At 58.1% G+C, this 25,223-nt stretch carries 21 protein-coding genes and 1 other RNA gene; 12 read left to right on the top strand and 10 right to left on the bottom strand.

The features are described from left to right. Window positions 1–14 precede the first annotated feature (14 nt). A complete protein-coding gene (gene nagE / locus E0L15_RS00170) occupies window positions 15–1,511 on the top strand; it encodes an N-acetylglucosamine-specific PTS transporter subunit IIBC (protein ID WP_168124115.1) in 1,497 nt (498 codons plus the stop codon). A 144-nt stretch (window positions 1,512–1,655) separates the two neighbouring features. Here nagE and E0L15_RS00165 read toward each other — a convergent pair whose 3' ends face one another. Genes E0L15_RS00165 through murD form a run of 10 tightly spaced genes read right to left on the bottom strand, consistent with a single transcriptional unit; the run spans window position 1,656 to window position 14,264 of the window. Then, entirely contained in the window at window positions 1,656–3,710 is a 2,055-nt protein-coding gene (locus tag E0L15_RS00165) for an ATP-dependent helicase (RefSeq protein ID WP_168124114.1), read from the bottom strand. A gap of 23 nt (window positions 3,711–3,733) precedes the next feature. Further along, a complete protein-coding gene (locus E0L15_RS00160) occupies window positions 3,734–4,603 on the bottom strand; it encodes a DNA/RNA non-specific endonuclease (protein ID WP_168124113.1) in 870 nt (289 codons plus the stop codon). Next, on the bottom strand, window positions 4,593–5,771 hold the full coding sequence (locus E0L15_RS00155) for an aminotransferase class I/II-fold pyridoxal phosphate-dependent enzyme (RefSeq protein ID WP_168124112.1): 1,179 nt from the start codon (window positions 5,769–5,771) through the stop codon (window positions 4,593–4,595). The genes E0L15_RS00160 and E0L15_RS00155 overlap by 11 nt, the downstream gene beginning before the upstream one ends. An 18-nt stretch (window positions 5,772–5,789) precedes the next feature. Beyond that, the gene (gene ligA / locus E0L15_RS00150) at window positions 5,790–7,811 is read right to left on the bottom strand and encodes an NAD-dependent DNA ligase LigA (RefSeq protein WP_168124111.1); all 2,022 of its coding nucleotides are present in this window, start codon (window positions 7,809–7,811) and stop codon (window positions 5,790–5,792) included. A gap of 25 nt (window positions 7,812–7,836) precedes the next feature. Beyond that, entirely contained in the window at window positions 7,837–8,493 is a 657-nt protein-coding gene (gene yunB, locus E0L15_RS00145) for a sporulation protein YunB (protein WP_158096559.1), read from the bottom strand. 47 nt (window positions 8,494–8,540) lie between these two features. Next, window positions 8,541–9,791 (bottom strand): methionine gamma-lyase family protein, encoded by a 1,251-nt coding sequence (locus E0L15_RS00140; RefSeq protein WP_168124110.1) that lies wholly within the window; start codon window positions 9,789–9,791, stop codon window positions 8,541–8,543. A 5-nt stretch (window positions 9,792–9,796) separates the two neighbouring features. Continuing rightward, entirely contained in the window at window positions 9,797–10,801 is a 1,005-nt protein-coding gene (locus E0L15_RS00135; RefSeq protein WP_168124109.1) for a M42 family metallopeptidase, read from the bottom strand. 15 nt (window positions 10,802–10,816) lie between these two features. After that, entirely contained in the window at window positions 10,817–11,839 is a 1,023-nt protein-coding gene (locus tag E0L15_RS00130; protein ID WP_206020495.1) for a M42 family metallopeptidase, read from the bottom strand. After that, complete coding sequence (locus E0L15_RS00125) at window positions 11,827–12,876, bottom strand: M20/M25/M40 family metallo-hydrolase (RefSeq protein WP_243155323.1); 1,050 nt, start codon at window positions 12,874–12,876, stop codon at window positions 11,827–11,829. The genes E0L15_RS00130 and E0L15_RS00125 overlap by 13 nt, the downstream gene beginning before the upstream one ends. Beyond that, window positions 12,873–14,264 (bottom strand): UDP-N-acetylmuramoyl-L-alanine--D-glutamate ligase, encoded by a 1,392-nt coding sequence (gene murD, locus E0L15_RS00120; RefSeq protein ID WP_087230128.1) that lies wholly within the window; start codon window positions 14,262–14,264, stop codon window positions 12,873–12,875. Before murD ends, E0L15_RS00125 begins: the two co-directional genes overlap by 4 nt. A gap of 104 nt (window positions 14,265–14,368) precedes the next feature. Here murD and rnpB point away from each other — a divergent pair. The 11 genes from rnpB to E0L15_RS00065 all read left to right on the top strand — a co-directional run bounded on the left by rnpB (window position 14,369) and on the right by E0L15_RS00065 (window position 25,199). Next, window positions 14,369–14,720, top strand: an RNA gene (rnpB, locus tag E0L15_RS00115) — RNase P RNA component class A. A 237-nt stretch (window positions 14,721–14,957) separates the two neighbouring features. After that, entirely contained in the window at window positions 14,958–15,671 is a 714-nt protein-coding gene (locus E0L15_RS00110; protein ID WP_347565954.1) for a radical SAM protein, read from the top strand. Then, window positions 15,668–16,372 carry a queuosine precursor transporter gene (locus E0L15_RS00105; RefSeq protein ID WP_168124108.1) on the top strand — a complete coding sequence of 235 codons (705 nt, stop codon included), beginning with the start codon at window positions 15,668–15,670 and terminating at the stop codon, window positions 16,370–16,372. The genes E0L15_RS00110 and E0L15_RS00105 overlap by 4 nt, the downstream gene beginning before the upstream one ends. A 113-nt stretch (window positions 16,373–16,485) precedes the next feature. After that, window positions 16,486–17,283, top strand: a complete 798-nt coding sequence (locus E0L15_RS00100) for an HAD family hydrolase (RefSeq protein ID WP_168124107.1) — start codon at window positions 16,486–16,488, stop codon at window positions 17,281–17,283. A gap of 28 nt (window positions 17,284–17,311) precedes the next feature. Next, window positions 17,312–18,655, top strand: coding sequence for an RsmF rRNA methyltransferase first C-terminal domain-containing protein (locus E0L15_RS00095; protein ID WP_168124106.1), 1,344 nt, complete (start codon window positions 17,312–17,314; stop codon window positions 18,653–18,655). A 70-nt stretch (window positions 18,656–18,725) separates the two neighbouring features. Beyond that, on the top strand, window positions 18,726–19,304 hold the full coding sequence (locus E0L15_RS00090) for a nucleotidyltransferase family protein (RefSeq protein WP_168124105.1): 579 nt from the start codon (window positions 18,726–18,728) through the stop codon (window positions 19,302–19,304). Between the two features lie 117 nt (window positions 19,305–19,421). Beyond that, on the top strand, window positions 19,422–20,213 hold the full coding sequence (locus tag E0L15_RS00085; RefSeq protein ID WP_168124104.1) for an FAD binding domain-containing protein: 792 nt from the start codon (window positions 19,422–19,424) through the stop codon (window positions 20,211–20,213). A 1-nt stretch (window position 20,214) separates the two neighbouring features. After that, a complete protein-coding gene (locus E0L15_RS00080) occupies window positions 20,215–20,688 on the top strand; it encodes a 2Fe-2S iron-sulfur cluster-binding protein (protein WP_168124103.1) in 474 nt (157 codons plus the stop codon). A 3-nt stretch (window positions 20,689–20,691) separates the two neighbouring features. Continuing rightward, window positions 20,692–22,989, top strand: a complete 2,298-nt coding sequence (locus E0L15_RS00075; RefSeq protein WP_168124102.1) for a molybdopterin cofactor-binding domain-containing protein — start codon at window positions 20,692–20,694, stop codon at window positions 22,987–22,989. A gap of 48 nt (window positions 22,990–23,037) precedes the next feature. Continuing rightward, window positions 23,038–23,370 (top strand): thioredoxin, encoded by a 333-nt coding sequence (gene trxA / locus E0L15_RS00070; RefSeq protein ID WP_275532466.1) that lies wholly within the window; start codon window positions 23,038–23,040, stop codon window positions 23,368–23,370. A 122-nt stretch (window positions 23,371–23,492) separates the two neighbouring features. Then, a complete protein-coding gene (locus E0L15_RS00065) occupies window positions 23,493–25,199 on the top strand; it encodes a hypothetical protein (protein WP_087369341.1) in 1,707 nt (568 codons plus the stop codon). The last annotated feature ends 24 nt before the right edge of the window (window positions 25,200–25,223 follow it).

Genomic DNA, 25,223 nt, shown 5'->3' with positions numbered 1-25,223 from the left:
GGGTATCATTTATTATGATGCGATTTTTACAACGTCTCGGCAAAGCATTGATGCTGCCCGTGGCAACTTTGCCGATCTGCGGTATCCTGATGGGTATCGGTTACGCTCTCAGCCCCCATGCTATGCAGGGCGGCACCATTGAGGGCGCTCTCGAGATTATTGGTTTCTTCCTGATCAAGGCCGGTGGCGCTCTGATCGACAACATGGCTATTCTGTTTGCCATCGGTGTCGGCGTCGGTATGGCTGATGACAAGGACGGCACTGCTGGTCTGGCTGCTCTGGCCTCTTGGCTGATGATCACCAGCCTGCTGAACACCAATGTGGTGGCCACCATTGCTCCCCACATGCTGCCTCTGAATGCTGAGGGTGTCATCGATACCACTAGCACCAACTACATTGCCTTCTCCAAGATTGCTAACCCCTTCATCGGCATCCTGTCCGGTCTGATCGGTGGTCTGAGCTACAACAAGTTCAAGAACACCAAGCTGCCTGACTGGCTGTCCTTCTTCAGCGGCAAGCGCTGCGTGGCCATCGTGGCTGGTCTGATCTCCATCGTGGTTTCTGCCATCCTGCTGTTCGTGTGGCCCGTGATCTTTGGTGCTCTGGTTGCTCTGGGTAAGGGCATCGCTAGCATGGGTGCTGTTGGCGCTGGTCTGTACGCTTTCTTCAACCGTCTGCTGATCCCCACCGGTCTGCACCACGCTCTGAACAACGTGTTCTGGTTTGACACCATTGGTCTGGGCGACCTGACCAACTTCTGGGGCGGCAAGACTTCTGCCGATGTGTCTTGGAGCCTGGGTATGTACATGTCCGGCTTCTTCCCCTGCATGATGTTCGGTGTTCCCGCTGCTGCTCTGGCTATGTATCACACTGCTAAGCCTGAGAAGCGCAAGGTTGCTATGGGCATCCTGCTGTCCGCCGCTATCGCCTCCTTTGTGTGCGGCGTGACTGAGCCCTTCGAGTTTGCCTTCATGTTCCTGGCTCCCGGTCTGTATGTGGTGTACGCTCTGCTGTACGGCATCTTTGTCGCTGTCACCACTGTCGTGGGCTTCCGCGCTGGCTTCTCCTTCTCCGCTGGTCTGACTGACCTGATCTTCTCCGCTTCTCTGCCTGCCGCTCAGAAGACCCTGCTGATCATTCCTCTGGGCATCGCTGCCGCTATCGTCTTCTACGTGGTGTTCCGCTTCGCTATCGTGAAGTTCAACCTGAAGACTCCCGGCCGTGAGGATGACGATCCCGATGAGGTTTCCGACGGCGCTCTGGCTAACAATGACTACACTGCCATTGCCAAGGCTGTTCTGGAGGGTCTGGGCGGTGTCTCCAACGTGACCTCCGTGGACAACTGCATCACCAGACTCCGTCTGGAGGTGAAGGATTCCAGCCTGGTCAACGAGAAGGCCATTAAGGCTGTCTCTTCCGGCGTGATCCGCCCCAGCAAGACCTCCGTTCAGGTCATCATCGGGCCCAAGGTCCAGTTCGTGGCCGACGAGTTCAAGAAGCTGGTAAAGTAATTTTTACCAAAACCCCCAAAAAGAATGCTTTTCATGAGAGAAATCTCATAGAAAGATTCCCTGTCCTACAGCCCACTGTAGGACAGGGTTTTTTATTTGTATAAGTTATAAGAGCACAGTTCGAGTTTATCTCGAACTGTGCTCTTATACTTTGGTCAATAGGCCATTTTTCACTGTGGTGGATAGGGAGAACTTCTTCTCCCCTGCTTGCGAAAAGGAGATGGTCACAATATCCTGGGATAGGTCAATGATCTTCCCTTCCCCGTATTTTTTATGCCGAACCTTTACGCCCGGATGGAACATGGCCGCATGGACTTTAGCCGCTTGCTCCTTTGGCGTAATGGGAGGAAACAGCTCCTGAGCAAATGCAGAGGGCAACTCCTGTGCCTTGTAAGAGAGCACCCATAGAGAGTCCTGCGCCCGGGTCATAGCCACATAGAAAAGCCTGCGCTCCTCCTGGTAGGTATCAAAGTCGGGGTCCTCTGCGGAAACATTAAATACTTTGGGGAGAATCCCGTCTACCACATCCATAAGAATGACGTGGGGGTACTCCAGGCCTTTGCTGGAGTGGATGGTGGACAGGGTAACGACACTCTCCTGCTCGGTATTAGGGCCCTCCCGCATCAGCTGATACAGGTCGTTTAACCGGTCTAGCAAATTCATAGGTGTGGCTTCTTGAAAGCCTAACGCCTCCAGAATCTCTGCTTTGCGTAGATCACCACCGCGATCTTCCACATACCTCCCGTACCCCATGTAGTGGACAATGCGATGGATGGCCCGGTGGGCTGGTTGTTGCAGCAGGTAGGAAACATGGGCTTGTAGAGCTGAACACTGCTTTCTAGACCATGGGGAGAGCATGGTGCACTTGGACAGATACTCCAGGATGGTTACCCCCTCCCCTTCACATCGATTGACCGCCTCTACTGCGGCCAACCGGGTGATTCCGGCTCCAAGCTTGTAGTATAGATCCAGAAAGAGCTCCCCATTGCAGGGCTGGGCGGCAAAGCGAATGATGTTACAGATATCCCGCACCACCCGATGGGTGAAGAAGCCACAGTCCACTTGACGGCACCGATAGGAAATCTGCTGGCGCTGGAAGAGATCAATGAGGGGGATGGCGCTGTCGTTGTCCCGGTAGAGAATGGCGATGGGACGAGTGGCTCTCTTCGCCACAGTGGCCAGATAGGCATACTGGCTGGTTCGGTTCTGCACCATCACTTGACGAATACTGGGCCCGGTGCGCCCTGTGGAGACCATGGTCTTAGGGTGGCGGTTTTTGTTCTTCTCAATAAAGGTCTGAGCGGCACTGACAATCTCTTTGGTAGAGCGATAATTGGTCTCCATGTACAGCACCTGCGCCTTGGGATAGAGCTCCTGAAAGTGGAGCAGGGCCTGGGGATAAGCTGCTCGAAAGCCATAGATGCTCTGGTCCTCATCTCCCACCATGAACAGGTTCCCGCTGGTTTGAGCCAAGAGGGAGATGATGGCGTGTTGGATTTTAGAGGTGTCCTGGGCCTCATCCACACAAAAATATCGGTATCGTGCCTGGAACTGGCGGAGGACTGGCGGACAGAGCTTTAGAATTTTCCGGGCATACACCAGCTGGTCGTCATAATCCATCTTTTGCTGTTGTTGCAGGGCCTGACCATAGGCGTGGTACAGGGCGGGAAAGTCGGTCACACCTTCCACTTCCACTTGCGCCAGCTCCTGCTCAGAGGTGATCATCTGGTTTTTTACATAGGTAATGGCGGTTTGTACCGCCTTGATGGTGCTCTCCGTGGCGTATTCTCCGGTCAGACGATGGTAGAGCGTGCCGATGAGAGAACTCTGCTGGGAAGTCTGTTCCATCAGGGTGTAGGCTTTCCGTCCCGTGATGTGCTCATAGCAGGAGATGATGCGGCTGCATACCCCGTTGATGGTACGAAACTCCAGCCGCTGAGCTACCTCTGCTCCAAACATAGAGGCGAAACGCTGCCGCATATCCCGGGCCGCTGAGACGGTATACGTCATGGTGAGGATGGACTCTGGAGGTATGCCACACCCCAGGACCATGTATCCAATTCGGCTGACCAAGACGGTGGTCTTACCGCTGCCTGGAACGGCCAACAGCAGCACCGGGCCATCCAGAGTTTGGACGGCTCGCTGCTGCTGTGCATTCAGGGACAGCCGATAAGTATGCAGAAATTGCGTCAATGTCATATGTATCTCCATGGTGGATCAGATTATGGGTGACATAGGCCACAGGGGGAGTATCCCTGTTCCACCAGTGCCGCTCGGCTGCCCTGATAGTCCTGGCGGTTGGAGCCATTCATATCCCGCACCCCAGAGCATTCTGGCAGGTGGAACTTTTTTGAGCTGGTATTGAGGACATAGTGGGTGGCGGTTACTTCTGAGGTCCAGCTCTCCCCCGTGGCGTAGTCAATGGTAATGCCAGGCTGGACGTTGTAGACATATACGTTAAAGCATACGCCCTCCCCCTGGTCTTCCACTGACCAGGCTTCCATCTGTACCCCAGAGGCCACCAAGTTGTCCCCATGAAAGATGGGAGTGACCCGGTATAGTACATGGTTTTCCGTTTCCTCCACATAGTCTGCCACCTGGTTCTCAAAAGGTAGCATGCCCTCCACATTCATATATCGGGTGCCAGTGATGAGATTTTGCTCATTGGCGTTTTCCCCCGCCAGCTGAAAGCCAATGAGATGGCAGCGATTGTAGAGGTACCGCCCGTCTACATTGTCATAGGTGACAGTGTGCCAACCGGAGGGCTTCACTTGACCGATGGAACCACGCTCCTCGGTGGGCATCAACTCCGTGCAGATGTTGGCGTAAGCCACCCCGCAGCGGTCCAGCTCATCCAAGGAAGCATAGGTCTCAAAGGCCTGGGTAGTGAAGTCAGAGGAATCAAAATTTGGGACATTGTCCTGTAGGACCACATAGGGCTGGTCTGTGTAAGGAGGGACGGTCTCCAAATCATAGCTGACCACCTGGGCGGTGGGGGTGGGAGTTGGAGCAATCTCTGTGAGAAGAGAGCAGCTTGACAAGGAAAGGGCTGCCAACACCCCGGCGAGGAGAAGGGATACGTTACGCTTCATGGTTCAGCATCCCACTTTTCGCCACAGCTGCCACGATCTCCTGCATTACCGGAACTGGCTGCACCAGGGCAAAGCGCACATGGCCCTCTCCCAGCTGGCCGAAGGCGGAGCCAGGGGTGCACAGCAGTCCAGAGCGCTCCAGCAGCTCAAAGCAGAAGTCTACGGAGTTGTGATATCCCTTGGGCAGGGGTGCCCACACAAACATACTGCCCTGGCTATCCGGCACATTCCAGCCAATGGAGCGCAGGCCACCACAAAGGGCGTCCCGTCGGGCCTGGTACTCGGCACGATTGCGTGTGACACTGTCCTGAGGCCCGTTGAGGGCAGCGATAGCGGCATACTGCACGGGAAGGAAAATGCCGTAGTCGATCTGGGAGCGCAGCCGACGGAAGGTCTGGATGATTTGACGGTTGCCCAGCACAAAGGAGATGCGAGCACCGGTGAGATTGTAGGTCTTGGACAGGGAGTTATACTCCACCCCCACCTCCTTGGCTCCCTGGTAGGCCAGGAAGGACTTCCCCACCCGTCCGTCAAAGATGATGTCGGAATAGGCGTTGTCGTGAAGAATGATGATATTGTGGGCCTTGGCGAAGGCGATGAGCTTGTGGTAGAACTCGTCGGGAGCGGTGACACACACAGGGTTGGCGGGATAGGATACCACCATCATCTTGGCCTGGTCTGCCAGCTCCGGTTCTATCCCGTCCAAATCAGGAAGGTAGCCGTTTTCTTCCTTCAGAGGGTAATGGACGATTTCTGCCCCACACAGGGCGGGGCCCATCTCAAAGATGGGATAGCCGGGGTCAGGCACCAGCACCACATCTCCTGGGTCACACAGAGCCCAGCCGATGTGGGTCAGCCCTTCCTGAGAGCCGTAGATGCTCATCAGCTCCTCTGGCTCCAATTCCACGCCATAGCGGCGCAGATACCAGTGCTGGACCGCCTCCACCAGCTCCGGCAGTTCGGTGAGAGAATAGCGGTAGTTGGTGGGCTGGCTGGCCGCCTGGGCCAGGGCTTGTACCACGTGGGGTTCCGGGAGAAAGTCCGGGGTGCCAATGGACAGATTGTACACCGGAAGCCCCTGGGCCAGCCGCTGCTGGCGGCGTTCATCCAAGACATTGAAAATACCAGGCTGGAATTCCTCCATGCGCTGTGCAACGTTGAGTTTCATGAAAGGATTACCTCGATTCTATTTCTGGGTGGTGAGGTCGGTGAGAATGGGCTGGTACTGCTGGGGGTCATCGCTGACGAGCTGGAGGAATTGGGCCTCATCCAGGACGGGAATGCCCAGTTCATTGGCCTTGCGCAGCTTGGAGCCCGCAGCCTCTCCAGCAATGACACAGCTGGTCTTTTTGGACACAGAGCCGGATACCTTGGCTCCCAGGGTCTCCAGCATTCCCCCTGCCTCCTTGCGGGAGCAGTGGGACAGCTCGCCGGTGAGCACAAAGGTGAGTCCTGCCAGACGATCTCCCACGGGGGCGGCAGTACTCAAAGTGTTCACCCCTGCCTGGGCCAGACTGTGCATCAGGTGCTGGCTCTGGGGAGAGGCAAACCACGCCGTGAGATACTCGGCGGTGATGGGACCGATGTCGTCAATGGCGGTGAGCTCTTCTACGCCAGCCTGGGCCAGAGCTTCCAGAGAGCCGAACTTGGCGGCCAACACTTTGGCGGCCTTCTGTCCCACCTGGCGAATGCCAAAGGCGAAGAGCAGCTTGGAGAGATCGTTGGATTTGGAGCGCTCAATGGCGGACAGCAGGTTCTCCGCTGACTTCTGGCCCATCCGGTCCAGAGCGGCCACCTGCTCCTGCTGGAGTTGGTACAGGTCTGCGGGGGTGTGCACCAGTCCGGCCTGGACCAGTCCTTCCACCACTGCAGGCCCTAAGCCCTCAATGTCCATGGCATCTCGACTGGCGAAGTGGGTCAGGTTGCGCAGCAACTGGGCAGGACACTCGGCCCCGGTGCACCGTACGTGGGCCCCATCCTCGTCCCGCGCCACCGGAGCACCGCACACGGGGCACTGGTGGGGCAGCTCATAAGGTACGGTGCCCTCTGGACGTTTGGCGATGACCACAGACACGATTTCCGGGATGATCTCCCCCGCCTTCTGTACCACTACGGTGTCCCCAATGCGGATATCCTTTTCGGTGATAAAGTCCTGGTTGTGAAGGGTGGCGTTGGTCACCGTGGTGCCAGCCAGACGAACCGGGTCCACCACCGCCTTGGGGGTGAGCACTCCAGTGCGGCCTACCTGCACCACAATGTCCCGCACCACGCTCTCCTTCTGTTCCGGAGGGTATTTGAAGGCGGCAGCCCAGCGGGGGAATTTTGCCGTCTCCCCTAGAGTCTCGCGGACCGACAAGTTGTTCACCTTTACAACAGCCCCGTCAATGTCAAAGGGGTATTTCTCGCGCTGATCGCCCAGCTTCTGAATCTCCTTCTGAATCTCTGCCATGTCCGTGGACTTCACATAGTCAATGACTTTGAAGCGCAGGCCGCGCAGATAGTCCAAACTGTCGCTATCAGATGTAAAGGAGATTCCATTTACATATTGAATGTTGAAAATTAGAATATCCAATCCCCGGGATGCGGCCACTTTCGGGTCCAACTGACGCATGGACCCGGCAGCGGCGTTGCGGGGATTGGCAAAGAGAGGCTCGCCCCGCAGTTCCCGTTCCTGGTTGAGGCGCTCAAAGGTTTTCCGGGGCATATAGACCTCACCCCGGACGATGAGGGTCTCGGGGGCGCCCTCCAGCACCATGGGGATGGAGCGAATGGTGCGCAAGTTTTCGGTGACGTCCTCCCCCACCATGCCGTCTCCCCGGGTGGCCCCCCGGACAAAGACGCCGTTCTCATACTCCAGGGCCACGGACAGGCCGTCCACCTTGGGCTCCAAAAGGTATTCAGTGGTCCCTCCCTGCGAGACTCGCTGGTGGAACTCCATCAGCTCCTCGGGGGAAAAGACGTCTTGCAGGGACTGGAGGGGCACCCGATGAACCACTTGGGTAAAACTGTCCAGGGGCTTCCCACCCACTCGCTGGGTAGGAGAATCCGGGGTAATCCACTCTGGATGGGCCTGCTCCAACTCCTCCAGCTGACGCAACATGCGGTCGTATTCAAAATCGGAGATGGTGGGCTGGTCCAAGACATAGTACAGATAGTTGTGGTGGTTGAGCTCCCGGCGGAGCTGCTCAATTTGCTGCAAGGAATCCATATCCGTTGATCTCCTTTGTGATGAGTTATCCATTTTGTATATAGGTGTTTGGTACGGTGCCAATGAGAACCGTCTCAGCCAGACACACCGTGGTATCCACGGTGACAGAGGTGATCTCCCCAGGGATAAATAGGTGGACTGTGACGGAGATATCCATGAGCACCTGGTGATGGGTCTGATTGATCCCGGCACTGTCAAATTGGTTGTGGACTTGGGTCATGACGTCCCCCACCGAGTCGATGGAGACCCGAAGCTTGGGGCCCAGTCCGGAGAAAATCATCCATCCGGTAAGGTTGCCCAGGGGGACTCCAAGCTGCCCGGAGTCCAGGTCCTCCAGCTGCTCCACCAGAGCTTGGGTAATCTGATTACGTAGCTGGTTAATGGTGGCTGTGCGCCCAGTGACGGTGGTCAGGCCGTCGCCGTCGGAAGGTTGCAGGTTCATCAGATCATTGTAGCCTAAGTTCTGCTCCTCCATGCACTGGTCCACCACATCCGCCACCAGCACCGAGATGAGATTGGTGGCCTGGCTTACCGCCACCGTCTCCACTACTGGGCGCATACTCCGGGAAAATTGGAAGAAGACCACAGCGATGAGAAGCATGGCAATGAGGATGGGCAGCAGAATGAAACATAGAGGCTGCTGTTTCCACCGCCTCCAACGGCGGCGCAGCGGTACCGACACGACAATCACCCCCGGGGACATTGTATGCCCCCGGGGGCCTGACCCATTCAGTGACCCAGCAACTCTTGAGCGGCCAGCATCAGACCGGCCTTGCCCGACTCGTAGGTCAGGCCGCCCTGGAGATATACCGTATAGGGCTCCCGCATGGGGGCGTCTGCCGACAGCTCAATGGAGGCACCCTGGATGAAGGCACCAGCTGCCATGATGACCTGACAGTCGTATCCGGGCATGTCCCAGGGCTCCGGGGTGACGTAGGAGTCCACAGGGGCGCCAGACTGAATCCCCCGACAGAAAGCTTTGACCCCTTCTCCGTTGCCCAGGTGAATCATCTGAATGATGTCGTGGCGGGGTGCCAGAGAGTGGGGCTCAGTCTCATACCCCATCTGCTCCATGAGAGCGGCTCCGAACACAGCGGTTTTTAACGCCTGGGCCACGGTGTGGGGGGCCATGAACAGGCCCTGATACAGCAGACGGTTGTTGCCCAAGGTGGAGCCGCATTCCTTGCCGATACCGGGGCAGGTCAGACGCATAGCGGCCCCTTCGACGAGGTCGTGGCGTCCGGCCAGATAAGCTCCGGTGGGGGCCAGACCGCCGCCGGGGTTCTTGATGAGGGAGCCCACTACCAGGTCAGCGCCCACATGGGTGGGTTCCTTCTCCTCCACAAACTCCCCGTAGCAGTTGTCCACCAAAATGGCAACATTGGGGTTGTGCTGGCGGATGATCTCGCACATGTGGCCAATCTCGTCCACAGACAGAGAGGCCCGGGTGGAGTAGCCCTTGGAGCGCTGGATGAGTACCGCTTTTACCTTGGGGGCAGACACGGCCTGAGCCAGTCCCTCCAAGTCGGGCGTATTCTCCGGGGTGAGGTCCACCTGGCGGTATTCCACGCCGAAGTCCTTTAGGGACCCGGTGCCTTTATCGGTGACACCGATGACACCCAGCAGAGTGTCGTAGGGAGCGCCAACGGCGGAGACCAGCACGTCTCCGGGACGCAGGCAGCCAAACAGGGCCGCAGAAATGGCGTGGGTGCCGTTGACAAACCCGATGCGCACCAGGGCGTCCTCCGTGCCAAACAGGTGGGCATAGATCTCGTCCAGCTTGTCCCGGCCCAGGTCGTCATAGCCATAACCAGTGGTTCCGGCAAAATAGCTCTCCGCCACTCGATACCGGCGGAAGGCGTCCAGCACCCGCAGGGTGTTGGCCTCAGCCACTGCGTCAATGCGGGCAAACTGCTCTTTCAGCGTCTCCTCTGCCCGGCGGGCCAGGGTGCGCAACTCCTCAGAAAACTGTAAAGACATATTCCTTAACACTCTTTCTCTAACTTAGTTTGGGCCAGTGCGGCCACCAGTGCCACGCAGGCCTCCACATCGGCGGCACACACCATCTCACAGGGGGTGTGGGTGTAGCGACAGGGGATGGAAATGCCCCCGGTGCACACGCCGCTGCGGGTCTGATGGATGGCTCCGGCGTCGGTGCCTCCCGCCTGGATAACATCTCGCTGGGCGGGAATGCCCTGTTTCTGGGCCAGCTCCATCAGAAGGTTTACCATTTCGGGGTGGCAGATTACCGAGCGATCCATCACCTTCACCGCGGCTCCTTGCCCCGCCAAACTGCTGGCGGTGTGCTTGGCACCGGGAATGCCGTCCTCACTGGTGACGTCCACGGCGATGCCATAGTCTGGGTCAATGGACCATGCGGCGGTTTTGGCTCCTCGCAGGCCCACCTCCTCCTGGGTGGAGAAGACGAAGTACACGTCGTTGGGGCAGTCATGCAGCCGCTCCATGGCCTGTAACAGCACCAGGCAGGAGATGCGGTTGTCCATATAGGGTCCGGCTACCAGAGCACCCGCTGGAAAAACCGGGGTGTTGTACACCGCCACATCGCCAATCTGCACCTGTTGTTCCGCCTCCTCTCGGGAGGTGGCTCCAATGTCCAGGTACAGGTCAGCCATGGTGCGCTTTCCGGGCGTGGAACCCACCTGGGCAGCGATGACGCCGCAGGTGCCGTTTTGAAAGCGCACCGGGGTGTTGACCACAGCGTCGGCGTGAACGCCGCCGATGGCTCCCACTCGCAAAAAGCCCTTGTCGTCGATGTGGGTCACCACCAGGCCAATGCTGTCCATGTGGGCGGAAAACATGAGCCGGGGGCCACTTCCCTTTTTGCGGCAAATGAGATTGCCCATGGTGTCCCGGGTGATCTCATCCACATAGGGGCGGGCCATCTCTTCTATGATCTGTGCCACTCCCCCCTCGGCCCCAGATGGGCCAAAGGCGTGGCACAGGGTATTGAGTGTATTGATCCATTCCATGTTGGGTTCCTCCTGTCAGCAATCCCCGGCAACAGACTGTAAAAACAGCCAGGCCAGTTCCAGCACCTGCTCCACATCGTTTATGTTCACTACACTGGCAGGGGCGTGAAGATATCGCACGGGGGCAGAGATACCGGCTACTCGCACACCGGACTTGGTGCGTTGAATGGCTTTGGCGTCGGTGCTGCCCGCCACGTAGTGTTTCAGCTGCCAGGGAATGTTATGCTCCTGGGCCACAGTACGCAGGCGCTCAAACAGGTTCCGGTCATAGATGGTGCCTTTGTCCATCCAAGACAGCACCGGGCCTTGCCCCAAGTGGCAGATTTGAGCCTCCGGGTCCTGGCTGGGGGCGTCCGCTGCGGTGGTGCCTTCCAGCACCAGGGCGATGTCTGGAGTCACAGAGAAGGCCGCTCCAAAGGCACCCCGGGTCCCCACTTCCTCCTGGACGGTGAAGACGAAGGTGCAATCCATGGGAAGGTCCCGACGCAGCAGCTCCAGAAGAACTGCGCAGCCAACACGGTCGTCTAAAGCCTTGGCCTTGAGGCAGCCGTCTCCAAACTCCACACAGTCGCTGCGGAAGACACAGGGGTCCCCCACCTCCACCAGTGCCTCCGCCTCTTCCCGGCTGGAAGCTCCGATGTCGATGTAGTAGTCCTCCAGTTTGGGGACCTTCTTGCGCTCCTCGGCGGTGGTCATATGGATGGCTTTCAGGCCAATGACGCCGGGGACCTGGCGGTCTCCCACCAGCACCTGCTTGCCCAGCAGCACCCGGCGGTCCATCCCCCCCACACAGACGAATTTCAGATACCCGTCCTCGGTGATGGAGCGGACCATAAGCCCTACCTCGTCCATGTGAGCACAGAGCATCAGCTTAGTTCCAGTGGCCTTTGCGCCCTTTTTGAAGCAAATCAGATTGCCCATAGCGTCCACATTCATGGTGTCCACATAGGGGGCGGCCTGTTCTTTGATGTAATCTCGTACGGCATCCTCGAAGGAGGACACACCGGGGAGGGCACACAGCTGTTTCAACAAATCCATGATGCTTGTGCTCCCTCCTCTCCCAGCTTTCGGGTGAAGGCTGCCAACAGCTGAGCGGTCTGCTCCAGGTCGGCAAGGTCCACCACCTCCACGGGGGTATGCATATAGCGCAGGGGCAGAGAGAGCACCGCAGTGGCAATGCCCTCATTACAAATCTGCATCCCCCAGGCATTGGTCCCGGTGTCTCCGCCCATGACTTCCTTCTGGACCGGAATGTCCAGCTCTTGGGCTTTGTCCAGCATGCGGCGGGTCATCCACCGGGTCATATTGGGGCCAATGCCCACGGCGGGGCCGCCGCCCAGGTCATAGGCCCGACCTTTGGCGCTGTCCGGAGTGGCGCCATGGGTGACATCCACCGCCACGCAGAAGTCAGGGTCGATGGTACAGGTGCCTACCATGGCACCAGTACCCCCGGTTTCTTCCCGGGTGCTGCCCATGATGTACAAATCCACGTCCAGTTGCTCTAGGTTGAGCAATTCCACGGTACGCAGCAGAGCGGCGAAACAGGCCCGGTCGTCCAAAGCGCCGGAGCAAATCTTTCCACCGGCCAGCTCTAAAAAGCTCTCCCGGAACACCATTGGGGTGCCCACGGGAATCTCCCGCTCCACCGTCTCCTGAGAGAGGCCGGTGTCCACATAGTATTCCCCTAGGGCTGGGGCCTTCTCCCGGTCCTCCGCCGACAGTACATGGGGAGGCAGACATGCAATCACGCCCAGTCTGGGCGGCTGGGTAAGGATGGTTACCTCCCGGTCGGGGAGCATCCGGGGGTCTACCCCGCCGATGGAGGCAAAGCGCAGGTACCCGCCTTCTGCTCCAGTGACCATTAGGCCGATCTGGTCCAGATGGGCATCCAGCAGCAGCTTTTTGGCGTTGGGTCTGCCGCAGCGGCGCAGGCCGATGACGTTGCCCAGCCGGTCCGTCCACACCTCATCCATCCAGGGGGTGAGAAGATGGGCGGCCAGGTCTGCCACGGGTGCCTCATAACCGGAGGGGCCTCCGGTCTGACACAGGGTTTTGAGACATTCCAGGGTATTCAATGGGCGGTCACTCCCTCCAGGGCATTGACGTACTGCTTGAACTTGTTGCCCCGCTCCTCAAAGTTGCGGAAGCAGTCAAAGGAAGCGCTGGCGGGAGACAAAATCACCACGTCTCCAGGCTGTGCCACGTCGTGGGCGGTATGGACGGCCTGTTCCAGATTCTCGCAGCGCCGGATTTCGGGATTGCCAGGGGTGTAGTCTGGAGCCTGCTGGGTAGCCTGTTGGATTTTATCCGAGGTGGCACCGGTGAGAATGAGGCACTTCACAGATTTGACGATCTCCGGGCCCAGCACATCGTAGGGAATGTGCTTATCGTAGCCACCGGCAATGAGAATCACCTTCTCCGAGAAGGAGCGCAGGCCGGCAATGGTACGGGTGGGGCTGGAGGCGATGGAGTCGTTGTAATAGCGTACACCGTCCAGCTGGCGTACCAGCTCAATGCGGTGGGCCACGCCGCCAAAGGACTTGGCGTACTCTCGAATGGTCTCATCGGACACCAGACCGTCCACAGCCGCAATGGCGGCCATGTAATTTTCCAGGTTGTGGACTCCGGGAATGAGAATGTCGTCGGCCGCCAGGATGGGGCGAGTGTGGTAGCAGATCATCCCGTCCCGGACACAGACGCCCCGCTCCAGGTTCTTTTTGCGGCTAAACAGGGTGACTTCGCCCCGGGCCTGAGAGGCAAATCCAGCGGTGATCTCATTGTCTGCATTGAGCACCAGCTTGTCCCCGGTATCCTGATAGGCGAAGATATTGCGCTTGGCGGCAATGTACTCCTCCATGTCCTTGTGGACATCCAGATGGTTGGGAGACAGGTTGGTGATAACCGCCACGTTGGGACTCTGGCGCATGGTCATCAGTTGGAAGGAGGACAGTTCCAACACCACCATGTCGTCGGGACGAATTTCGTCCACCTCGCACAGCAGCGGATGCCCGATGTTGCCTCCCACAAAGGTGCGATAGCCTGCTGCTTTCAGCAGTCCGGCAATGATGGTGGTAGTGGTGGTCTTTCCGTCCGAGCCGGTGACGGCAATGACACTGCATGGACACAGGTCCAAAAATGTCTCCATCTCGGAGGTCAACTGTGCGCCTGCCGCCACGGCGTTGGCGATCTGGGGCAGGTCCGGCCGCACACCAGGGGTGCGGAAAATCACATCTGCCCCCTCCAGGCCGTCCAGATAGTTGGGGCCCAGGCTCACCTTCAAGCCCTTGGACTCCAGCTCAGACAGACCGTCAAAATCATCTCTCTCTCGTTTATCACACACACGGACCGTCAGTCCGGCCTGTAACATTTTCTTTACCAGTGGGGCGTTGGACACCCCCATGCCGATGACGGCAATTTTTTTACCCTTGAGTGAATTCAAATAATCCCATAGAATTGATTGCATGGACCGTTGCCTCCCTTTCCTCATAGGAGTAAAATGACATCAGATTATTATAACGCATAAACTCCCATTTGACAATCATGCAAAGTTGAAGTACAATCATAGAGCAAGTAAGCTGGACAGCCGCGTGGGCAGGTCGAAAGGCCGTCCATGAGGAAAGTCCGGGCTCCGTAGGGCAAGGATAACGGGTAACGCCCGCCGAAGGCGACTTCAGGAAAAGTGCAACAGAGATATACCGCCTTGCTTTTGCAAGGTAAGGGTGGAAAGGCGGAGATAAGCGCCCGCCCGATGACTGGGAACTGCTCATCGCTGTAAACTCTATCCGGAGCAACACCGTGGAAACGCACACAAAGCCGGCCCGGCTGCGTTGAGGAGGTGGCTGGAGTGCAGCGGCAACGCTGTGCCTAGATAGATGGCTGTCTTAAAGGACAGAACCCGGCTTACAGGCTCACTTGTACCAAAAACGGCTTGCCCCGTCCGGGGTAAGCCGTTTTTCTCTTGACAGGCGGGGAAAATCCGTTATAATAAAATCCGCAATTCCATAACAGACAGTTCGGAACCATCCTGTCTCTAAACAAAACTACGGGAAAGCCACAGCCTTGGGCTGTGGTGCGCTTTTGTGCGCAAACAACGAGGATGGTGTACGCTCCGAAACCGGAGGGTGCACCTTATTTTTTGTCCATGGAGGGATTCAAGGTGGAACTCAGTCGCTATTCTGTCATCGAAGATAAAAACCCGCGGGAAATTGTTTTGCTGCGGGGCCGGGGATGCGCCTGGAAGCGGTGTCGGTTTTGCGATTACCATCTGGATGCCTCCCAGGACGAGGAGGCCAACCTGATTCTCAACCGGGAGGCGCTGTCCCATGTCACGGGGCGCTATGGCCGCCTGGAGGTCATCAACTCCGGCTCCTTTGCCGAGCTCCACCCCTCTACCCTGGCGGAGGTGGACAAGGTGTGTGTGGAGCGAGGCATCCGGGACCTGCATGTGGAGAGCCACTGGCTGTTTCGCAAGACCATTCCGGCTTTGCGGGAGCACTTTGCCCAGCTTGGTGTGACCCTCCACGTGAAAATTGGAGTTGAGACCTTTGATGCCGACTACCGGGAGCGCATCTTGGACAAGGGCATTGACGAGACGGACCCTGCCGCCATTGCCGCCCCCTTCGATGAGTGCTGTCTCCTCTTTGGCCTGTCGGGCCAGAGTGTGGAGGGCATGAAGCGGGACGTGGAGACAGGCCTTGCTCACTTTCACCGGGTTTGTATCAACGTGATGGTTCCAAACACCACCCCAATTCTTCCTGATTTGGAGGTTCGGGCAGCCTTTGTGCGGGAGGTCTACCCTCTGTACAAGGACAACCCCCGGGTGGATATTCTGTTGGAGAATACAGACTTTGGTGTAGGAGAGAAATTATGAGAAATGAACTGCTATTGATTGTCACCCTTTTGGTCCTGTACGGCTCTGTGCTGCTGTGGTTTTTCCTGTTTGGCACCAGTGGCCTCATGTCCTTTACCGTCTTTGCCACCATCGCCGCCAACATCGAGGTGCTGATTCTGGTCCAGGCTTTCGGCATGGAGATGACCCTGGGCAATATCCTTTTTGCCACGACCTTTTTGGTCACGGATATTCTCAGCGAGATTGCAGGAAAAAAGCAGGCCCAACAGGCGGTATGGATTGGCATTGCCGCCAATGTTCTCTTTGTGCTGGTCTCCCAGTCCTGGCTGATGTATGTGCCCTCGGTGAACGACTGGGCTACTCCGTATATGCAGGCCATTTTCTCCAATACCCCCCGGCTTATGCTGGCCTCTCTGGCCGTGTACGCCATTGTCCAGGTGTTTGATGTGTGGCTGTACCACAAGTGGTGGGAGTTCACCCAGCGCCGCAGCGGAGATCGGCGGGCCTTTTTGTGGGTGCGAAACAACGGCTCTACCCTGATCTCCCAGTTGCTCAACGCCATTTTGTACACTCTATTTGCCTTTTACGGCAGGTATGACCTGCCCACTCTGGTGTCCATTGTCCTCTCTAGCTACGTCATCTTTATCTTCACCTCTCTTTTGGACACTCCCATTGTGTACTGGGCTCGGCTCATCCACGAAAAACGTCAGGCGGTTGGATAAATCTTTTCCCCTCCACGGGTTTGCACCGTGGAGGGGTTTCTCTTGTGAAACGAAATGAGCTATGGTATAATCACCGAGATTTCATAGGTTTTGATATAAAGGAGAGACAAGCAATGATCAAACTGGTTGTCAGCGATATCGACGGCACCCTGCTGCCCTACGGGGAGACCAAGCTGTCCGGAGAAATCTTTTCTCTCATTGAGCAGCTCAAAGAGCGGGGCATTCCCTTCTGCCCTACCTCCGGTCGGCAGTACCACTCCATCCGCTCCCTCTTTCCCCACATTGCCGATGAACTGTCCTATGTGTGCGAAAACGGCGGCGTGATTTACGGGCCAGGCACCGAGGACACCGCCCCCATCTTGGGTTCTACGCCCATGGAGCGCTCCTCCGCTCTGGCTCTGGCCCGGGAGATTTTAAACTTGCCTGACAGCCAGCTGCTGATCACCGGTCCCAAATATGCCTACCTGTGCCAGTGCACCCAGGACTACGTGGTGCATATGCGGGATTTCAAGGGTTTCCAGTTGAAAATTGTAGAGGACGTGGAAGAGATCCCGGAGGAGATTTTGAAGGTTTCCGCCTACTGTCCTCTGGGCACCAAGCCCGCCGCAGAGTCCCTGGGCCCTGCCTGGTCCACCGTCTTCCACATGGCTGTGGCCGGAGAGGACTGGCTGGACTTCACCCTGGCGGACAAAGGCGTGGGCGTGCTGGGCCTGTGCCGCTCCATGGACATTGACCCCAAGGACGTGCTGGCCTTTGGCGACAACTGGAACGATGCGGCCATGCTCTCTGTGGTGGGCCATCCTTACCTCATGGCTGCCGCAGAGCAGGGGCTTCTGGAGCAGTTCCCCACCACCTGCCACCGAGTAGAGGACGTGCTGCGCTACTTCTTAGATACCAACCAACTGCCCTAATCTCACCATATAAGACGGAGGACAACTCATGTTTCCAAAAGGATTTCTCAAACGGCTGGAGGCCCAGCTGGGCCCGGAAGAGCTGGCGGAGTTTCTGGCGGCGGCCGAACATCCCCGGTGGGTGGCGCTGCGCCTGAACAAACTGAAAACCCACACCCCGCCCCCTCTGCCCCAGTTTGGCCTCTCCCCGGTGCCTTGGGCAGACAGCGGCTATTACTATGACCCCGATACCCGGCCCGGCCTGTCTCCCTACCATGAGGCGGGGCTGTACTATCTCCAGGAGGCCAGTGCCATGGCCCCGGCAGGGCTGCTGGATGTGCAGCCAGGCATGCGGGTGCTGGACCTGTGCGCTGCCCCTGGCGGGAAGTCCTCCCAGCTAGCTGCCCTGTTGGACGGCCAGGGGCTGTTGGTGTCCAACGAGATCGAACCCAAGCGGGCGGTGATTCTCAGCCGCAATCTGGAGCGCATGGCAGTGGCCAATGCCCTGGTGCTCAACGAGCATCCCCGCAAGCTGTCGGAGCGGTTCGTGGAGTATTTTGACCGGATTCTGGTGGATGCTCCCTGTTCCGGCGAGGGCATGTTCCGCAAGGAAGAGGCGGCCTCCACCGACTGGAGTGTGGAGACGGTACAGATGTGTGCCCACCGCCAGGGCGAGATTCTCCACTCCGCCGCCCAAATGCTCCGGACCGGTGGCCGCATGGTGTACTCCACCTGTACCTTTGCCCCTGAAGAGAACGAGGGGGTCATTGCCGCCTTTCTCCAGACCCACCCTGACTTTTCCCTGGTCTCCGTGGACGCCCCTTGGTTTGCACCGGGCCGCGCGGACTGGGTGGACGCCCCGCCCTGCGGCTTAGAGCATACCTTCCGCCTCTGGCCCCATAAGCTCCACGGTGAGGGACACTTTGCAGCGGTGTTGGAGCGTCAGGAAGATGCAGCGGGTCAGGACCAGCCTTTGGAGCCTGCCATTGCCACACCCAAGGAATTGCGGGAGTTCTGCGACGCCGCTGGAGTCACGCTGCCCCAGGGGAAGCTCATCTCCTTTGGGAAGAATCTGTGGATGGTCCCGGAAGATATGCCCGCCCTGAAGGGACTCAAGGTGCTGCGTGCTGGTCTGGAGCTGGGCCAACTGCTGAAAAATCGCTTCGAGCCCGCCCACGCCCTGGCCCTGTGGCTGAAAGAATCCGCCTCTCAGGTGGACTATCCGGTAGACGCTCCGGAAATTGCCGCCTACTTGTCCGGGAACACCATCCCCGGCACCCAGACGGGATGGACCCTTCTGAAAGTGGATGGACTGTCGCTGGGCTGGGTCAAGGGCAGTAACGGTGTTTTGAAAAACCACTTTCCCAAGGGCCTGCGGCGTACGCTGCGCTAAGGATGCATCAAGATGGGAAAATCGGGCAAACTGATTTTGCCATGTGAAATGTGTTGAGAGGTGAGGGAAAATGCGCATTGCATGTATCGTCCTGGCCGCTGGGAAGAGCACCCGGTTCGGCGCAAACAAGCTGCTGGCGCCTCTGGTGGACAGACCACTGCTGGTGCACACCCTGGACGCTATTCCACGTTCCTGCTTTTCTCAGATGGTGGCGGTGGTCAGCGACCCTGAGGTGGAGACTCTGTGCCGTCGTCATGGGGTGAAGACGGTGGCCTATGAGGGTGGCCCTCAGAGCAAATCCATCCGCTTGGGGTTGGAGAAGTTAGAAGACGCAGATGGGTGTCTGTTTGTCCTGGGGGACCAGCCCCTGTGCAGCGCAGACAGCATCCGCCGTCTGGTGGCTGATTTTCAGGCGCGGCCCCAGACCGTGCACCGTCTGGCCTACCAGGGCCAGCCCTCCAGCCCAACTCTCTTCCCTGCCCACCTCTTCCCTGACCTGATGGAGCTGACCGGAGAGCACGGCGGCATGGCCGCCGTGGGCGACACTCCGGTATGTTACGTGGAGGCAGGAGGCCCCCACGAGCTGTGGGACGCCGATACGCCGGAGAAACTTTCCAGAATCCAACAATATTTACAAGCACACCTCTGATCTTCCAGAGAGGTGTGCTTTTTTGTCACTTTACATCCCTTCAAAAGTACGGTACAATATACTGTGTATTGTTGCGCATTGGCCAGATATGAATATACAAGGTTTGGAGGAAGTGTCTTGTTGACCATCAGACAATATGTCCGGGCGGAGAGCCTGGAACAGGCCTACGAATTGAACCAAAAGAAAGCCAATCTCATCCTGGGCGGTATGCACTGGATGAAAATGACCACCCGCAGTGTGGACACTGCCATTGACCTGTCCGGCCTGGGGCTGGACACCATTGTGGAGACAGACCATACGTTTGAGATCGGCTGTATGGTCACCCTGCGCCAACTGGAGCAGCACCCTGCCCTCAATGCCTGGACGAACCATGCTGTGGCCGATGCCGTCAAGGACATTGTGGGCGTGCAGTTCCGCAACACCGCCACGGTGGGCGGCTCCATCTTTGGCCGCTACGGCTTCTCCGACGTGCTCACTGTATTCCTGGTCCTGAACGCCAAGGTGGTGTGCCACCATGCCGGAGAGATTTCCCTGGAGCAGTATGTCCAGATGCCCGCGGACCGGGACATCCTGGTGAAGCTGGTGGTGGACAAGCAGCTTATGCAGGCGTCCTACCAGGCTATGCGCCATGCCCGCACCGACTTCCCCATCCTCACCTGTGCGGTCTCCTGCGTGGATGGGGTGTGGCAGGCATCCGTGGGTGCCCGTCCCCACAAGGCGGCTCTGGTGCGAGATCAGGAGGGGCTGCTCTGTGGCGGTGTGGATGAGACCAGCGCCGCCCGATTTGGAGACTATGTGGCCGGACAACTGAATTTTGGGTCCAACATGCGGGGCAGCGCTGCCTACCGCCGTCAAATCTGCGGCGTGCTGGTGCAGCGGGCCGTGCTGGCAGCCTGTGAGGTGAAGTGACATGGAATTGAAATTTGAACTCAACGGAAAGAAGATTGCCACGGTGGTGGAGGCGGACAGCCTGCTGTTGGATGTGCTGCGCTCCCTGGGCTGCGCCAGCGTCAAGCGGGGCTGTGAGAGCTCCAACTGCGGCCTGTGCACCGTCTTTGTAGACGATAAGCCGGTGCTGTCCTGCTCGGTGCTGGCAGCCCGGGTGGCTGGCCACAAAGTCACCACTCTGGAGGGGCTCCAGGAGGAGGCTGCCGACTTCGGGGCTTTCATCGCTGACCAGGGCGCCGAGCAGTGCGGATTCTGCAACCCCGGCCTGATGATGAATGCCATTGCCATGTTCCGGGAGAACCCCCACCCCACCGAGGAGGAGATCCTCTCCTACCTCAGCGGCAACCTGTGCCGCTGCTCCGGCTATGAGGGACAGCTGCGGGGCATTCAGTCCTATCTGGCCTTCAAGGATGCCCAGAAGAAAGGAGGGGTGTGAGGAATGTGCCATGTGAATCAACCCGTTCGTAAAAAGGACGCCATGGCCCTGGTTACCGGCAAACCGGTGTATACCGGGGACCTGCGGGACCCCAACGCCCTGGTGGTGAAGGTGCTTCACAGCCTCCATGCCAATGCCATGATTGAGAACATCGACACCTCCATCGCCATGAAGGTACCCGGCATTGAGGCCATTTTCACCTATAAAGATGTGCCTCAGAAGCGGTTTACCATGGCTGGACAGACCTATCCTGAGCCCAGCCCCTACGACCGCCTGCTGCTGGACCGCCATGTGCGATTCCACGGGGACGCCGTGGCCGTGGTGGCCGGTGAAAATGAAAAGGCTGTGGACAAGGCCTTGAAGCTCATCAAGGTCACTTATCAGGTGCTTCCTGCGGTGCTGGATTTCCGCACTGCCAAGGACAATCCGGTGCTGGTGCACCCGGAGGACAATTGGGTGGCACACTGCCCTGTGGGGGCGGACAACCACCGAAACCTGTGCGCCCACGATGAGATGGGTCACGGGGACATTGAGGCGGTACTGGCCGACTGTGATGTGGTGCTGGAGCGCACCTACCACACCAAGGCCAACAGCCAGGCCATGATGGAGACCTTCCGCACCTACACCTATATGGACACCTATGGACGGCTGAATGTGCTCAGTTCCACCCAGATCGTCTTCCACGCCCGGCGCATCATCGCCCACGCTCTGGACATTCCCAAGTCCAAGGTGCGGGTGACCAAGCCCCGCATCGGCGGTGGCTTTGGCGCCAAGCAGAGCTGTGTCACCGAGGTGTTCCCCGCCCTGGTCACCTGGAAGACCGGAAAGCCCGCCTACCTGGTGTATAGCCGCCAGGAGAGCCAGACTTCTGGCAGCCCCCGCCACGAGATGGAGATCACGGTGCGCATCGGAGCCATGAAGGATGGCCGCATCCGTGGCTTTGACATGTATACCCTGTCCAACACTGGCGCCTATGGCGAGCACGGCCCCACCACCGTAGGCCTGTCTGGCCACAAGTCCATCCCCCTGTATAACCGCAACCAGGAGGCCTACCGCTTCACCTATGACGTGGTGTACACCAATATGCAGGCCGCCGGAGCCTACCGTGGCTACGGCGCCACTCAGGGTCTGTTTGCTGTAGAGTCCATTGTCAACGAGCTGGCAGCTGAGTTGAAGATGGACCCGGTGCAGCTGCGGCTGATGAACCTCATTGCAGAGGGACAGGTGCCCCCTGCCTACTACTATGAGCCCTGTAACGCCTGTGCCCTGGACCGCTGTCTGAAGGAAACCGCCCAGCGCATGGGTTGGGACGAGAAGTATCCCTGCCGGGATATGGGCAACGGTAAGGTGCGTAGCGTGGGCGTAGCTCTGGCCATGCAGGGGTCCAGCATTTCCAATGTGGACATTGGCGGCGCTACCATCAAGCTCAACGACGACGGCTTCTATGCCCTGACCATTGGCGCCGCTGACATGGGCACCGGCTGTGACACCATTCTGGCTCAGATGGCCGCTGAGGTCATGGAGTGTGACGTGGACAACGTGGTGGTCTACGGTGCCGACACCGATGCCTCCCCCTATGACTCCGGCTCCTATGCCTCCTCCACCACCTACCTCACTGGGCGTGCTGTGGAAGAAGCCTGTGAGAAGCTGCGGGAGAGCATCCAGAAGATCGGTGCTGCTCTGATGAAGTGCGACGTGGAGGACACGGAGTTTGACGGCAAGACGGTCCGCTGTGTCAGCGACCCGCAGCGCAGCGTCTCCCTGGTGGACGTGGCCACCGCTTCCATGGTCAACAACCAGTTTGAGACCCAGTTCACCGCCACCACCTCCTCCCCGGTCTCCCCACCCCCCTATATGGCTGGCATGGTGGAGGTGGAGATCGACAAGGCCACCGGAGCCATTCAGGTGCTCAACTATGAGGCTACTGTAGACTGTGGCACGGTCATCAACCCCAATCTGGCTCGAGTCCAGACTGAGGGCGGCATCGCCCAGGGCATCGGCATGGCCCTGTACGAGGACATCACCTACACCGATAAGGGCGCCATCCGGGAGGACTCCTTCATGCAGTACAAGATTCCCACCCGTCAGGATGTGGGACGCATCCACGTGGAGTTTGAGTCCAGCTATGAGCCCACTGGCCCCTTCGGTGCCAAGTCCATCGGCGAGATCGTCATCAATACCCCCTCCCCTGCCATCGCCCACGCCGTTTATAACGCCACTGGTGTGTGGCACCGGGAGCTGCCCATCACCCCGGAGAAGATCCTGCTGGGTGAGAAGTACTACGAAACATCTTCTGTGTGAGTTTGTCACAGAAGGGAATCATAAAAGGGTGTATGCTCAGAGTACAAAATTCAACAAGAAAAGGAGACGTTCCTCATGAATACCATTACCATCACCAAGGACAATTTTGACGCTGAGGTTCTTCAGGCCTCCCAGCCCGTGCTGCTGGACTTCTGGGCTGAGTGGTGCGGCCCCTGCCGCATGCTGGCTCCTGTGTTGGACCAGATCGCCGCTGAGCGCACTGACATCAAGGTGGGCAAGGTCAACGTGGACAACGAGCCTGAGCTGGCCCGTCAGTTCGGCGTGATGAGCATCCCTACCCTGGTGGTGATGAAGAACGGCGAGGCTGTGGCCCAGTCCGTGGGTGTGCAGCCCAAGGAAGCCATTCTCCGCATGATCTAAGACCATTTAGAAACCCGTAGCTGTGTTTGTCCAGCTGCGGGTTTCTCTTTTGATTGCTTTTTCTGAGAAAAGCAGGTATACTTTACATCAACTCTCTATGGATTCGAAAGGAGTTCCATGTTATGAAAGAGCGACGAAAAAAGGGCTTTCCCTGGCCCAAGGGAAAGTTGGGGAAAATCCTTCTGAACCTCCTGGTTACAGCGGTGGTGGGGTTCCTCTACTTCTATATCACCTTGCCCGCCCTCAATCTACAGGCCACGGAGTTTTACGGATTTCTCTTCCTGCTGTGCCTGGTCTATATGGTCTGTGCCCTGATTACCTCGGGATTTCAGGACACCACGGTGGTGACCACCGGGAAAGATAAGGTGCGCCATTATCTTAGCTTCATCAAACAACAGTGTCTGCCCATCGGGATTTTCATGCTCTTGCTGGTGGTAGTGGGTGTGGTGGGACAGTTGGTCTCCCTCCCCATTTTCCGGGCCCAGGCTTACCGGGAGCTGCTGACGGTCAACAGCGGTGAATTTTCCCAGGATATCAGCCAGATTTCCTTTGATGAGATTCCCACCCTGGACCGCACCTCTGCCGAGTACCTGGGGGACCGCCAGATGGGTACCCTCAGCGACATGGTCAGCCAGTTTGAGTACGGCGGAGATTCCACCCAGATCAACTACCAGGGCCGCCCCGTCCGCGTGGCCCCTGTGGCCTATGCCGATCTGTTCAAGTGGCTGACCAACCGGGGCGAAGGTCTGCCCGCCTATGTGCTGGTGGACATGGTCACCCAGGAGGCTCAGGTGGTGCGGCTGGAGGAGGGAATGAAATACTCCTTCTCCGAGCCTTTGAACCGGAACATCATGCGTCACCTCCGATTCCAGTACCCCACCTTCATGTTCTCCACTCCCCGCTTTGAAATCGATGAGGACGGACAGCCCTGGTGGATTGCCCCCCGAGTGGTAAAGACCATCGGCCTGTTTGGCGGTACCGACATCCAGGGCGCTGTCCTCTGTAACGCCATCACCGGAGAAAGCCAGTATTATGATGAGGTGCCCTCTTGGGTGGATAACCTATATACCCCTGCCCTCATCATGCAACAATATGACTACTATGGCACCCTGGTCAACGGATTCATCAACTCCATTTTCGGCCAGAAGGATGTGACCGTGACCACAGAGGGGTATAACTATATCGCCATCAACGATGACGTGTACGTGTACACCGGTGTCACCTCCGCCAACTCCGACCAGTCCAATCTGGGCTTCCTCCTCTCCAACCAGCGCACCAAGGAGACCATTTTCTACGATGCTCCCGGTGCCACAGAGGCGGCGGCTCAGGCATCTGCCGAGGGTGTGGTGCAGGACCTGGGCTACACCGCCACCTTCCCCCTGCTGATCAATGTGGCAGGACAACCCACCTACTTCATTCCCCTCCAGGATAACACCCTGCTGGTGAAGAGCTATGCCATGGTCAACGTGGCCCAGTATCAGCTGGTGGCCACGGGAAGCACCGTAGCCCAGTGTGAACAGCAGTATATCCGCATGCTCACAGACAAGGGCCTGACGGAGGAGGAGGAAGTGCCTCAGACCACGGCCCAGGGTGTCGTGGCGGAGATTCGCAGCGCTGTACTAAACGGCAACACCTACTATTATGTGCGTCTGGAGGAAGAGAACGTGTTCTACTCCCTCTCCGCCGTAGAGAATCCCACTGCCGTCATCCTCAATGTGGGCGATCAGGTGACCATTGAGCACGAGATGGCGGAGGATACCACCGCCATTCTCCAGGGATATTCCCTGAGCATTGACGCAGCTGCGCCGGCATCAAACCCAGAATCTTAATAAAAAGCACCACCGACGAAATCG

Origin of the sequence: Pseudoflavonifractor sp. SW1122, assembly GCF_012027765.1 — a bacterium.
Taxonomy (GTDB): domain Bacteria; phylum Bacillota; class Clostridia; order Oscillospirales; family Oscillospiraceae; genus Enterenecus; species Enterenecus faecium.
Note: the sequence above shows the minus strand (reverse complement) of the source record. Positions and strands in the feature narration are given on the sequence as shown.